The following is a 14,508-nucleotide window of genomic DNA, read 5'->3' as shown; positions in this document are numbered from 1 at the left end:
GGCTTCCCTTTGTTCAATCAAACGACGTGAATCCCGTTCTGTACCCACAAGTGATGGGTCGGATCTTCCTGCGGCGTGTACTGGGTGTAATCAACACCATCGGCCTGCTGCGCTCCGCCGGCAATCCAGGTGTTGCTCATGTGCACGGTGTCTTCGCTGCCCCCTTTGATCAGCAAGGTGTTGTTGTCTGACGAAGTAATGGAAACCAGGTCGGCCAGGCTGATGGTCAGCGCAACCGCACTGGTGTGGTTCAAGTCCAGCACCTCGATGTTATGGATACGGCTTTGCAGATCGCCCAGATTGATGGTCGCATCGCCGCCCGCCCACAACAGCGTGTCGGTGCCGGTGCCGCCATCGACCGAGGCAAAATGCTGGTCGGCGATGATCAGCGTGTCGTTGCCGGCGCCGCCTTGCAGGGTCACTGCACCGCCGTGCGAACCGTCCAGCGTGTCGTTGCCCGCCGTGCCTTGAATGAGCTCGGCGCCGTGGGCTGCAACCGCCGTCGCTGCGCTGTGGTCTTCACCTGTTGCCGCCACCGAGAACGCGGCAAACGAGGTGCTGGCGAGGGCCCCGGCCTTATCGAGATCGATGGTCAGGGTGGCGGTGTCAGTGGTGCCGTTTGGATGCTTGAGCTGGTAGGTGAAAACATCCTCTTTGCCGATGACGGCATCCGATTGCCCTGGCGTCAGCGTGTAGGTGTAGCGGCCATCGGCCTGGACCAGCAACGAGCCGTAGGTGCCGACGATCGTGGTGCCGTTGTAGCCCGGCGTCACGTAGCTGCCTGCCGCCAGCACATTGAGCACGGTGAAGGCCGAGCCGAGTACATCGGCGCCGCCGCCCGCCGTGTCGGTGAGCAGGTTGCCGGCCACCGGGGTGGAGCTGCCGACCACGAACTGGTTGGTAAAGGTGGCATCGTTGACCAGCCGGACTGCGATACCGGCACCCAGGTTGACTCCGCTCGATGCGACCCTTACCTGGTAGCTGCCGGGGCCTTGATCATCGAAGCGGGCGCCATAGTCGTTGCCCCCGAGGGCCGCAAGCGTTGTACCTGCGTAGCTCTTGACCAGGACGTATTGGTTAGTGGCGGTGTTGAGCTTGTAGAGGGCCACCGTTGTGTTCCCCAGCAGGCTGAGCACATTGGAGGCGCTGATGACCACGGTCAGGTCGCTGACGGTGCCGGCAGCCACGCTGGCTGTCCACGCACCAGTGCCTGTGCCTACCACTGGCAGCGTGACGTTACCCAGCGCTGTGTTGGTGATCACCTCCTTGTTCACCAGCGTAATGTCGCTGAACGCCACATCATTGGTCGCGTCGACCAAGAAGGCCGGGCTCGCCAGATTGCTGTTGCTCCACACCTCGGTCGCCTGAGGGCTGTCGATGCGCACGTACAGGTTGGCGGTGTCGGTCAGGCCGTTCGGGTGCGCCAACTGATAGGTGAAGACATCGACCTTGCCGACGCTGCTGGCCGAGCCGTCTGCTTTGTAGCTGTAGTTGCCGCTGGCATCGATGGTCAGGGTGCCGTAAAGGCCCTGAACCGTCAGCCCGGCGGTCGCCGTGACGTAGCTGCCGTTTTTCAACACCTGCAGCACCGCGCCATTGTCCGGGCCGGTCAGGTCTCGCTGGCCGTCCACACCAACGTCGCTGATGACGTTGCCCGTCACCGGCGCGCCGGCGGTGCCGTTGAACTGGGTCAGGCTGGTGACGTCGAGCTGCAGCTGAGTGTTGACAGTAGTCGCGACCCCGATGCCGGTGCTCGACACCACTAGCCGGTAGTCACCGCTTAGCAAGTCGCCAATATCCACCCGCACACCCTGGCCGGTGAGCGCAACCAGGTCAAGCAAACCGCCGCTGCCGTTGACGTCGAGGGTGACCCAGTTGCCACTGGCATTTTTGACCTGCAGCGTATAGACCACGCCGTCCAGCAGCGATACCAGACTGTTGGTCGTCAGCGTCAGCGTTGGATCGAGGCTGGTGCCGTTGGCAACGGTGAACACGAACGCCTTGGAAAAACCGGCCAACAGGGTGGTGAACGAGTCTGCGTAGGTTTGCGAAGCTTTCGCCGGCGTCAGCGTGACGGTGGCGGTGGCCAGGTTATCGCTTGCCACCACCGGCGCGTTGACGTCGATATCCGGCGCGGTAACGTTGGCGGCCGCGGACAGATTGCCCTTGTTGTCGGTCAGGCTGACGAACAGGCTTTCGCCGTTGATCTGCGCAGGGGCGAGCGTGACACTGAAAGTGCCGTTCGCACCCACGGTGCCCGAACCGATGACCGCGCCACTGAACGACTTGATCTGCACCGTAGAACCGATTTCACCGGTGCCCGACACCGTCAGGCCATCGGCACTCACCTGCATCGAGGACGGTGGCGCGGGCGGCGTCAGGTCTGGCGCAATGGCGCTGGCGGCCTGCGATACGTTACCGGCGGCATCGGCCTGCGTGATGCTGAGCACCTGGTTATCGATCTGCGCAGCACTCAGCGCGACCGTGAAGCTGCCGTTGGCGGCCACGGTCGTGGTGCCGAGCACAGCCCCCAACGCATTGCGCACGGTTACCGTTGAGCCGGCGACGCCTGTGCCCGACACCACGGTGCCGCTGGCATTGACGCTGACGGTCGTGGGTGCTGCCGGTGCAGTGGTGTCCGGCGCCAGCAGATTGCCGGCCACGGAAACGTTGCCAGCGGCGTCAACCTGACGGACCGTCAGCGCCTGGCCGTCCAGTTGCGCGGCAGTCAGGGTGAGGCTGAACGTCCCGCCAGCGCCCACCGTGCCGGTGCCCAACTGGGTACCGGCGGCGTTGAACACGTTAACGGTCGCGCCCGCTTCGCCGCTGCCGCTGAGCGTCAGGCCATTGGGGGCCAGAACCAGCGCGACAGGGGCGTTGGGGGCTTGAACGTCGAGCGCCGTGACGATCGCCACCGCAGACGGGTTGTTGGCCGCATCCGTTTGCTGAACGCTCAGCACCTGGCCGTTGAGCTGCGCGCTGGCAAGCGACACCACAAAGGTCCCCGCAGCGCTGACCAGCGCAGTGCCCAGCACCACGCCGGCCGCATTGGTTACGCGCACGGTCGCGCCGGCTTCACCATTGCCGCTGACCTGCAAGCCAGCGCTGTTGAGCGCGACGTTGGTCAGGTTGGCAGGCGGGGTCGTGTCGATGGCATTGGCAGTGGCCAGCAGGGAAACGTTGCCGGCCGCGTCTCGCTGGGTGACGGTCAGCACCTGGCCATTGAGCTGCGCCGCCGAAAGGTTGGCGCTGAAGGTGCCGTCCGGCCCGACGACGGCGGTACCCAACGAGGCGCCCAACGCGTTGCGCACGGTCACGGTGGCGCCCACTTCGCCCACCCCGCTCAGCACCGTGCCCGCGCCATTGAGCACAAGCGCTGTCGGTGCATTGGGTGCGGTGATGTCGGGTGCGGTGACCGGCAGCGTGGCGGAATTCAAGTTCGCCAGGTCAGTCTGATACGCGCCGAGTACCTGACCATTGGCCTGAGCCTGTGTCAGCGTGACGCTGAATGCACCACTGGCGTTGACCAGCGCTGTGCCCAGGATGGCGTTGGCAGCGCCGGTTATCGTCACCGTTGCCCCGGCTTCACCCCGACCGGTCACCAAAGTGCCGGTGGCGTTGACCGCAAGCTCACTCAGTGCGGCCGGCGGCGTGCTGTCGGCGGCCACCACAGCCGCTGGCAAGGACGCGCCGCCGGCGATCGAACTGGCTATCACGCCGAGGCTTTGGCCATTGGTCTGAGCCGCATTCAATGTGACGCTGAACGTGCCGCCCGCTCCGGTGGGTGCAGTGCCCAGTACCACGCCCGTTGCGCTGTAAACCGTGACAGTAGTGCCTGTCGGGGCGCTGCCGGTGACCGTCAGGCCGTCGGCACTGACCAGCAGATTGGTCGGGGCATCCGGTGGCGGGCTCACCGGCACGGTGAGGTTGGCAACCCCGGACGGGTTACCGGCGGCATCCGACTGAGTGACCGTCAGAACGGCATTGGCGGGCACCGCAGCGCTCAGCGTGACCACAAAAGTACCGTTGGCCGCGACCAGGCCATCGCCGAGGGTGACGCCACCGGAATCTTTCACAGTCACCGTCGCACCCGCTTCACCGCGTCCAGCCACATTCACGTGATCGGCGCTGATGGACAGGTTGCTGACGGCATCGGGTGCTTGAGTGTCCTTCACCGGATAAAGGAGCGGCGTGGAGGCGTTGCTTTTGGCATCCGTGGCGACAACGGAAATGAGCTGGCCGTTGATCTGCGCCGGCACCAGGTTGACCGAGAACTGACCCGAGCCGTTGGTGGTGGCAGTGCCCAACACCGTGCCGGTGGCCGAGGTGACAGTCACGATGCTGTTGATCTCGGCGGTGCCTTGCAGGACGGTGCCCGCCGGGTTCAGCGAAGTGATCACTGGAAGCGCAGGCGGCGTGGAGTCGGGCGCAGTGACGGGTACTGGAGTCGAGTCGTTGTTCGCCGCATCGAGCTGCACCACCGACAGCGACTGGCCGTTGAGCTGGGCAGGCGCCAATGTCACGCTGAACGTCCCGTCTGCGCGCACGATTGCCGTGCCGAGCTGAGGCGTACCGGCCACCGACACCCGAATCGTCGCGCCAGGCTCGCCCAGGCCGGTCAGGATGACCCCGTCCTGGCTGACAGCAAGATTCGTCACTGCGGCCGGATCGGTCACATCGGCCACTTGATAGACCGCGGTGGCGGACACATTCGTGGCAATGTCCGTCTGAGTCAGATTGAGACGCTCGCCGTTGAGCTGGGCGGACGTCAACGTGACGGTGAAAATACCGTCGGTACCGACCGTTGCGGAGCCAAGACTGGCACCGCTGGCACTGGTTACAGTGACCGTGGCACCGATCTCGCCTGTGCCTTTCAGCGTCAGACCGTTCGGGCTCAGCTCCGTCACCGCCGGGGCGGCGGGCGGCGTGATGTCAGGTGCCAGCACAGGCGCGCCAAGGGAGGGGTTGCCCGCCGCGTCGCGCTGAATGACCAACAGTTCCTGGCCGTTGAGTTGCGGCACCGACAGCGTTACGGCGAAGTTGCCGTTCGCCGCGACCACGCCGGTCCCCAAAAGGTTGCCTGCGCGGTCGGTCACCAGCAGGCTGGCGCCGGCCTCGCCGCGACCGCTGACAATCGCCCCTGCGGCATCCAGGCTCAGGCCGGTTGCCAGCGCCGGTGGCGTACTGTCGGGTGACGCAAGCAAGCCGGCGGCCGAGGCATTGTTGACTGCATCGGTGAGCACCACGAATACCGTCTGGCCGGCGTTTTGGGGCGGCGTCATAGTGATCTGAAACGTGCCGTCCGGGCCCACGCTGCCGGTGCCGACGACGGTGCCGTCGGCCACCGTGACGCGCACGCTCGCGCCGGCTTCGCCACTGCCGGTGAGCTCGCTGCCTGAGGCATTGAACCGCAGATCGGTTGCGACCGCTGGCGGAGTCAGGTCGGGCGCCGTGACGGTGGCCGGTACGCTGACATTGCCGGGCGGGTCGGCCTGCTGAACACTCAGCACCTGGCTGTTGATCTGCGGCGTCGTCAGGGTGACGCTGAACGTACCGTCTGCCAGCACCAGCGTGGTCCCGAGCAGAGTGCCGCTTGCATCGCGCACAGTGACAGTGGCACCGGCCTCACCGGTACCGGTCACCACGGCGCCGGCCGGGTTGATGTTGACGTTATCCAGCTGATCCGGCGGGGTGAAGTCCGGTGTGGTCAGGCTGGCCTGCGGTGACACATTGCCCACGGCGTCGCGCTGCACCAGCGTCAGCACCTCGGCGTTGGTCAGGGCAGGCGTCAGCACCAGCGTGAACGCTCCGGTGCTGCCCACCGTCGCGGTGCCTAGCGGGAGCCCCGCGCTGTTGCTGACGGTAACGATGGCGCCGGCTTCGCCGCGGCCGGTCAGTGTGGCGCCGTCGCTGGAAATGCTCAGTTGGCTCAGCGCCAGCGGCGCCGTGGTGTCAACCGACGTCAGGCTGGTGGTCTGGGAGATATTTCCGGCGGCATCGGTCAGCGTCACGGCCAGCCTTTCGCCGTTGGCTTGCGGTGTGTTGAGGGTGAACTGGAAGGTCCCGTCGATGCGCACACTGCCAGAGCCCACCAAGGCGCCGCTGGCGTTGAAGACGTTAACGGTGGCACCCGCTTCCCCGGTGCCGGAGATCACGGCGCCATCGGGCGTCACTGCCAGACCGAGCGGCGCGTCGGGTGCGAGCAGGTCTCTGGCGATCAGACTGGCGCTGGCCGACTCATTACCGGCTGCGTCGGTCTGGCTGAGGTTCAGGGATTGTCCGGCGATCTGCGCCGGGTTGATCGCCAGGGTGAAGGTGCCGTCAGCACCGACCTGGCCGGATCCGACGATCAATCCGCCAACACCGAGCACCGTTACCGTCGCACCGGCTTCACCATGACCCGTCAGAGTCAAGCCATTGGCAGTGAGCACCAGGTCGGTGAGCTGACCCGGTGCGGTGACATCGGCTGCCAGGTAAGCGGTGGCTAGCGAATTGATCCCGTCACTGGAGGTGGCAACTGCCGACAGCGACTCGCCGTTGAGCTGGGCGGCGTTAAGCTGCGCAGTGAACGTACCGTTGCTGTCGACCAGCGCTGTGCCCAGCAGCGCACCGTCGGCATTGCGCACGCTGACCGTGCTGCCGGCAGTGGCGTTACCGGTCAGGCTCAGGCCATCGGTGCTGAGGGCCAGGTTCACCGGCGCAGGCTCGGCCAGATTGCCCGGGGCAACCACTTGGGCGAAGTCGGATGCATTGCCCGCCACGTCGGTCTGGACCACGCTCAGCGTTGTGCCCGTGCTGGCTACCGGGTTCAGGGTCACGGAGAAGCCGCCATTGGCTGCGACGGTGCCGCTGCCGATCAGGGTGCCAGCGGCATCGCGCACCTCTATTCTGGCGCCGGCCTCACCGCTGCCGCCCAGTGTCACGCCGTCGGCACTGATGGCCAGATTGGTGGGGGCGAGCGGAGCAAGGGTGTCTGCGGCCAGATAAGGCGTCGGCACCGAGACGTTGCCGGCGGCGTCGGTGGCCGTCACGCTCAGGCTCTGGCCATTGAGCTGCGGGCTGGAGAGGGTGAGCTGGAAGGTGCCGTTTACGCTGGCAACCGCCGAACCCACTATCACCCCGGACGCATCGCGCACGGTGACGGAGCTGCCGGCTTCGGCATTGCCGGTCAGTTGCAGACCGCTACCGCTCAGCACCAGCAAGGCCGGGCTGTCGGGTGCGGTAAGGTCGGAGGCGGTTACATTGACCGCCGTCGATACATTGCCGGGCGGGTCTTCCTGAGTAACGGTCAGCACCTGTGCATTGATTTGCGCGGCGTTGAGCGTGACGTTGAACGCCCCGGCCGCATCGACCCGGCCGGTGCCTAACGCAACCCCGCCAACATTGCGCACTGTCACCAGCGCACCGGGCTCGCCTCGACCGGTCACGCTCAGCCCGTCAGCGTTCACTGCCACTTGAGTCAGGGCAGCGGGCGGGCTGATGTCCGGCGCCGTCAGGTTGGCCGACGGCGACACGTTGCCGCTCGCATCGGTCTGACTGATGTCGAGGGCTTCGCCATTGCTGGGGGCGGGCGCCAGCGTCACCGTGAAGGTGCGGTCGCCGGCCACCACTGCGCTGCCGAGCAACGCGCCGCTGGCATCAAGAACCCTCACCGTCGCGCCCGGTTCGCCAAGGCCGGTCAGTGTGCTGCCGTTTCCGCTGATGAGCAGACTTTGCGGCGTCGCCGGTGGTGTGGTGTCCACGGTCGTGATGCCTGCGCCGGTCGAGACGTTGCCGGCAGCGTCGGTCAGGGTTACCGAAAGCGCCTCGCCAGTGGTCACGGCGTTGGGCAGCGTGACCTGGAACTGGCCGCTCTGGTTAACCAGCCCGGTGGCGAGGATGTTGCCGGCGGCATCGCGAATGGTCACGGTCGCGCCGGGCTCGCCGGCGCCATTGACCACCGTGCCCACGTTATTGATGCTCAGGCCGGTCGCCGCGTCAGGCGCCTTGAGATCCGGGGCGATGACGCTGCCGGTTTGCGAGACGTTGCCGGCAATGTCGGTTTGCGTGACCGTCAACGGCTGGGCGTCCAGTTGCGAAGGCGTCAGGGTAATCGCGAACGTGCCGTTGGGTGCAACGGTCCCCAGACCGAGCACAGTGCCGCCGCTGTTGCTGATGGCGACCGTCGCGCCCGCTTCACCGCTGCCCGAGACCACGCTGCCGTCGGCGTTGATGGTCAGGCTGGCAGGCGCTTCAGGCGCGGTCAGGTCGTTGGCCACTACCAGGGCGGTGACCGAGAAGTGGCCGGTGTCGTCGGTGGCGGTGACGTGCAGGGTTTGGGCATTCAATTGCGCGAACCGCATCAGAATGCTGAAGCGTCCAAAGCTGTTGACCTTGCTGCTGCCCAGATTCAGTCCGTTACTGTCGAGGACGGTGACCGTACTACCCGCCGTCGCGGCGCCGTTCAGGATGAAACCATCCGGACTGATGGTCATGCTGTTGGGCGTTGCCAATTCAGTGCCGTTGGGGCCGGCCAGGATAGCCGTCGAAAAATTGCCGGCGTCATCGGTGCTGATGACCTGCACGGTGGTGTTGCTCGGGACGGGTTGGGTGAGGGTGATAACGAATGCGCCATCCTGGCCCGCGGTCCCGATTCCGATTGGCTGGTTGCCCGGTCCGCGGATGGTGATGGTGGTGCCAGGCTCGCCGACGCCGGAAACCACGTCACCCTGAGGGCTGATGGCCAGATCGGTAATGGCAACCGGGTTGGTAGTGTCGGGTGCCACGACCTGTGTTGGCTGCGACAGATTCGTCCCGTCGCTCGCTACCACTTGAAGCGTCTCGCCGTTTCTCAGCGCCGTGGGGAGGGTGAAGCTGAATGTGCCATCTGGCGCGACAGTAGCGGTGCCAATCTGTGCGCCATTGGCGTCAAGCACCCTGACCGAGCTGCCGGGCACGGTAATGCCAGTCAACTCGCCATTGCCATCCAGCGTCACACCGGTTGGCGAAGGCGGCGCGGTGACATCGGGGGCCGTAACAGGAACGGCCACCGAGGGCTGGGTGCCGGCGTCTGTCTGGATCACATCAAGGCGCTGCCCGTCCAGCTGCGGCGCGTTTAGCGTCACGGTAAAGCTGCCGTTGCCTGCGACGGTGGCCGAACCCAGCAAAAGGCCGGCGGCGTTGCGAACCACAATCGTGTCGCCAGCGATACCGGTACCGGAGATCGTCAGACCGTCGTTGCTGATGCTGACTCCGGTTGGCGCACTCGGCACCGATGTATCCGGCGCGGTGTAGGAGGTGGCAGCAGAGGTGTTGCCTGCCAGGTCTGTCTGGGTGACCAGCAGCAGCTGCCCGTTGTCCTGGGCCGAGGTGAAGGTGAAGCTGAAACCACCGGTCGAGTCGGCGACGGCGGTGCCCAGCGGGTTACCGTTAGCATCGCGGACGGTGACAGTTGCGCCGGGCTCGGCCTGGCCGCTCAGGGTCAGGCCATCGGTGCTCAGGATGAGCCCGGTGAGGGCGGCGGGAGGCTGGATATCTGCCGCCTGCAAGGGAACCGCCGGAGACACCAGGGTCGAGGCGTCGACTTGGGTCACGCTCAGGGCCTGGCCATTGATCTGCGGATTGGACAGGGTGATCTCAAAACGTCCATCGCTGCCCACCACGGCGCTTCCCAACGTTGCGCCGAGGGGCCCGGTGACGGTCACGGTGGCACCGCTCTGGCCGTTACCGGTGACGATCAGACCGTTCGCTGACAAATCAAGATTGGTCACGGCAGGCGGTGCACTGAGGTCCGGCGCGATAACCGGCGCGGGGGGCGATTGGTTGCCTGCGCCATCGGCCTGAGTCACCTGCAACAGTTGGCCGTCGGTTTGCGCCTGGTCCAGCGTCAGGGTAAAGCGACCATCGGGGCCAACCTGGCCTCTGCCTATGATGCTGCCGTCAGGGCCGCGTACCGTCAGGCTGGCATTGGCCTCACCGGTACCGGTCAGAATCAGGCCGGTTCGATCAAGCGTCGGGGTGACCAGTGCTGCAGGCGCCTGGGTGTCAGGGGTCACAAAGCTGACGCTGGACGCCGGGCCGCCCGACGTGTCAGTGGCGCTGACCACCAACGTCTGGCCGTTATTTTGCGGGCTGCTCAGGACCACCGTGAAGCTGCCGTCCGCTGCCGCAATGGCGGTGCCGAGCACGGCCCCATTGGTCGCGCTGACGGTAATGGTCGAGCCGGCCTCGCCGACGCCGCTCAGGGTCGTGCCGCTGACGTCGATGTTGATGGCGCCCGGCTGCAACGGGCCATCCAGGTCCGGCGCGCTGACTGGGGTCACGGGCGACGGGTTGCCGGCAGCGTCGCTCAGCACCACTTGCAGGGCCTGGCCATTGGTTTGCGGCGTACTCAGGGTGACAGTGAAATTGCCGGTGGCCGAGGTCACACCGGTGCCAATCACATTGCCCTGGGCATCAAGCACCGACACGCTGGCGCCCGGTTCGCCACGGCCGCTCAGCGTAAGGCCGTTGTTGGCCACGCCGAGATCGGTGGCGGCCGTCGGGCCGGTGATGTCGGGCGCAGTGACCGGCACGGTGACCGAGCTTTCGCCCAGTCCATCCACGGCAACCACGTCAACCACTTCGCCATTGGCTTGTGCGGGCACCAGCGTCACCGTGAAGCTGCCATTGCCGGCGGCGGTTGCGCTGCCGAGTAACACGCCGTTGGCGTCGCGCACCTGAATCAGCGAGCCGGCACTCGCGGTACCGGTCAACTGCGTTCCGTCGGCACTGATGGCCAATGCGGAAGGTGTCGCAGGACCGTTCGCATCGGGTGCTGTAACCACCAGCGCGGGCGAGACCAGCCCGACACCATCAGTCTGGGTAATTTGCAGCTGATTACCGGCGCTGGCGGCTGGGAAGAGGGTGGTTTCAAACGTGCCGTTGGCACCGACAACCGCCGTGCCCAAGGGTGCACCGGCGGCACTGACGATCGAAACGGTCGCACCGATCTCGCCTTTGCCGGAAATTTGCGTACCGTCTGCGCTGATCACCACATCGCGCACCTGCGTCGGCGCAGTGGTGTCAGCCGCGCTCAGCTCCGCCGACGCCGAGTTGCCCGCCGCATCCGTCGCGCTGATGTTGAGTTTTTCGCCGTTGCGCTGCGCGGCGTCCAACAGGACGCTGAAGCTACCGTCCAGCTCGGCACGCGTTGCGCCAATCACCCGACCTGATGCATCACGCACCAGCACACGCGAGCCTGCCTCCGCCCGGCCGGTGAGGGTCAAGCCGTCTGCCGACAATGCAAACGCCGAGGGTGCCAATGGCGGCGTAGTATCCGGCGCCAGCACAGGCACGTTGCCTGACGTATTGCCTGCAGCGTCGGTGAGGGTGAGCTGAAGCACCTGACCGGCGTTTTGCGCCGCGCTCAGGTTGACGTTGAACAGGCCGTCGGTGCCGACGACTGCGGTCCCCAATACGTTGCCATTGATGTCGATGACGCTCGCCGTGCTGCCGGGTTCGCCGCGTCCGCTGACAATAAGCCCGTTGCCGCTGATGGCAATATCGGTAGGTGCGTCCGGCGCAGTAACGTCGCCGCCGGGCGGGGTGACATTGATGTCCGGCGCCACCGCCTGTGCAGGTACCGATACGTTGCCGGCGGCATCGACTGCGTTGACGGTCAGCGACTGGCCGTCAGTTTGCGGTGGGTTCAGACCCAAGCTGAATGTGCCGTCGGCGCCGACGACAGCGCTTCCCAGCAAGGTGCCATCGGCGGCACGCACTTGAATGGTTGCGCCCACTTCGCCCGAGCCGCTCAGCCGAATGCCGTCGGCACTGACTGCGAGATTACCCGGGGCGTCTGGCGGCGTGGTATCGGCGGGTGGCGTGACGTCGAGGTCCGGCGCCAGTGCCTGCGCCGGTACGGACACATTGCCCGCAGCGTCGATCGCGTTGACGGTCAACGATTGGCCGTCAGTCTGCGCAGGATTAAGCCCGACGCTAAAGGTCCCGTCCGCGCCGACCACAGCGCTGCCGAGCAGCGTGCCGTCCGCAGCACGAACCTGGACCGTGGCACCCACTTCGCCCGAACCGGTCAATCGTGTGCCGTTTGCGCTAACGGCCAGGTTGGCAGGCGCGTCCGGCGGGGTGGTGTCGGCGGGTGGCGTGACGTCGAGGTCCGGCGCCAGTGCCTGCGCCGGTACGGACACATTGCCCGCAGCGTCGATCGCGTTGACGGTCAACGATTGGCCGTCAGTCTGCGCAGGGTTCAGGCCTATGCTGAACGTCCCGTCTGCGCCGACGATGCCACTGCCCAACAGGGTGCCGTCGGCCCCACGCACCTGAACAGTCGCGCCGACTTCGCCTGAGCCGGTCAGGACAGTGCCGCCTGGATTGACTGCAAGGTTGGTTGGCGCAGCGGGAGGGGTAGTGTCTGCGCCGGGCTGGCCATCGTCGACAACCGGCGTCGTAGTCTGAGCAGGAGGCGATACGTTGCCGGCAGCATCGATTGCGCTGACCTGCAATGGCTGGCCGCTGGTTTGTGGCGGACTGAGCGTGAGGCTGAAGTTGCCGTCCGGCCCGGTGACTCCGCTGCCCAGCAGGACGCCGCTATTGTTGCGCACCTGAATGGTCGAGCCAGCTTCGCTGGTGCCGGTCAGGAGGGAGCCGTCAGCGCTGACCAGGAGATTGCCCGGTGCGACGGGGGCCGAAGTGTCGGCCGGACTGCCGCCACCACCACCGCCCCCGCCACCGCCTCCAGCTACCCCGCCTGCTGCAGCGGCACCGCCGGCACCGAGCAGGCCGAGGCCGGCAAACGCCCAGGTCGGCGTCGCGCCGCTGACTACGCCCGCGTCTGCGATGAGTGTGTCCAGCGAATTGACTTCATCAAATGTGAAACCGTTAAAGGACTGGGCATCGTATTGGGCCTGCCAAAGGGTGCCATCCTCACCCTGAAAAACCATGTCGCTGTTGACGCCGTCCGCGGTCGCATTGAAAAAGTTGGCAACTTTGATCTGTTCGCCATTTTTCAGATTTACCACAAGTTGCTGGCCATTGCGGCTCACTGAGGCGACTTGACTGGGGGGAACGGGCATTTGAACAACGGAGGGCGTGTCGAGGGACAGATTCCCCCAGGTCTTTGCGGTAAGTTCGGAGGTTGCTTTATTGGCTACAACGATATTGTCCATGTGACAGTCCCTTTCTTCGCTTTTAGCACTACAACAACGCGGTGAGTGGCGTGTCATACCAGCCGCCTGACTTCGGCTTCCCAGTCAGGTGCATTTCGTTCTTATGAGTGGAAGCCGTTTGCCATTAATTTAGATTGGATCCACCCAATATCAACGGAATATTGTTTGACGGATATGCAGATGGCGGAAATAGGGGATGGCAACTCGCTGATTTCGTTATTTAAAAACTAACTTAGATAGGGATCTACCGGTCGTCGGGGCGTTTGCGCAAACACATTCGATCGGGGGGAAAACGTTTGCGTTGACCCTTTGAATTAAGCCGGTCCCGACGAATGGCATCGGGCTCTTTGCGTTATAAACCGGCACATTCATGTGAATGCCCGGCACGCCATGCGCTGCCAAGAGATTTTTAGCGCTCGCAATGATTTCGCGAGAACAAAAGGCGAGAAAGTACGTTGCTCGGGTTCGGTAAATACCTGCTCGCGCCGTATTTAAACGCTGTAAGGTAGTGCCCCCTACCGTACGAGGCTGTTTCGCTAGTTCAGGAAGCTCGCACTCCAGCCCCCCATTGCACCCACCGGTCCATCGTGTGGCGTGAATTCAGCAGGAGTTTGCCCATGGAACCCCTTGGATCGCGATTGAGAAAAGAACGCAAACGGTTGGGCCTGACGCAGATTGCGTTCGCCCGCATCGGCGGTGTCGAACCCAACGCGCAGAGCCACTACGAGAGCGGTCATCGTTCCCCCAAGGCGGATTATCTGCAGCGGGTGTGTGATGCGGGAGTGGACATGCATTACCTGTTTTCCGGCGGGGCGGTTCGGGCTGATCCGCAAGGCTACGAACCCCGGGAGCCATCCCGCGTGGGGCGCTTGTTGGCCGGCAGCCATGGCGAAGTGCTTGTCTCGAACCGCAACGCGGTCGGCATTCTGGGAACGCTGCATCAAAGTCTGAATCACACCACGCAAGTCATCGCCGACGTTGCGACCTGTTTCGGCACGCGCCCGCCAGACAACCGCGAGGAACAGTTCGCCGCGCAGGTGAGGGACTTTCAGGAAGACTCGCGACGCTTCATCGGGCTGGCAATGATGAAGGTGCAACACAGCGTTTGACCTGGCAGCCGTGTGCTCCCGGCGCACAGCGGTCTTGCGCCAGCCTGGATCGCAAGTTGCACGAAAACCTGAGGGTGTTGACGTGCCGAGACAGCGGGTGGTCAGGGGCGGGTGATGTCGCGAGGGGAATCGCGTTCGCCAGCAAGCCGGCTCCTACGGATTTTCGTGTCCGTCACCACTGCATGCTCATGCCAGCTTTTGTAGGAGCGCGCTTGCCCGCGATGCGGTGTGTCAGGCAACGATGATGCCGCTGC

General features: G+C 65.0%; 2 protein-coding genes. One reads left to right on the top strand and one right to left on the bottom strand.

Going from position 1 to position 14,508, the window contains the following annotated elements; all coding sequences use genetic code 11:
* Positions 1-17: 17 nt before the first annotated feature.
* A complete protein-coding gene (locus QRN48_RS24395) occupies positions 18-13,145 on the bottom strand; it encodes a BapA/Bap/LapF family large adhesin (RefSeq protein WP_285353909.1) in 13,128 nt (4,375 codons plus the stop codon).
* 617 nt (positions 13,146-13,762) lie between these two features.
* On the opposite strand from QRN48_RS24395, the gene QRN48_RS25510 reads away from it, so the two are divergent.
* Entirely contained in the window at positions 13,763-14,254 is a 492-nt protein-coding gene (locus QRN48_RS25510; protein WP_191943960.1) for a helix-turn-helix domain-containing protein, read from the top strand.
* The last annotated feature ends 254 nt before the right edge of the window (positions 14,255-14,508 follow it).

Origin of the sequence: Pseudomonas sp. ME-P-057 (genome assembly GCF_030208975.1) — a bacterium.
Classification (GTDB): Bacteria; Pseudomonadota; Gammaproteobacteria; order Pseudomonadales; family Pseudomonadaceae; genus Aquipseudomonas; species Aquipseudomonas lutea.
The sequence above is the reverse complement of the archived record's forward strand: the minus strand, read 5'-3'. Positions and strand labels throughout refer to the sequence as shown.

Bases quoted from the DNA above. Each gene is read 5' to 3' on its own strand.
- QRN48_RS24395 (WP_285353909.1), bottom strand. From the start codon at position 13,145: ATGGACAATATCGTTGTAGCCAATAAAGCAACCTCCGAACTTACCGCA.
- QRN48_RS25510 (WP_191943960.1), top strand. From the start codon at position 13,763: ATGGAACCCCTTGGATCGCGATTGAGAAAAGAACGCAAACGGTTGGGC.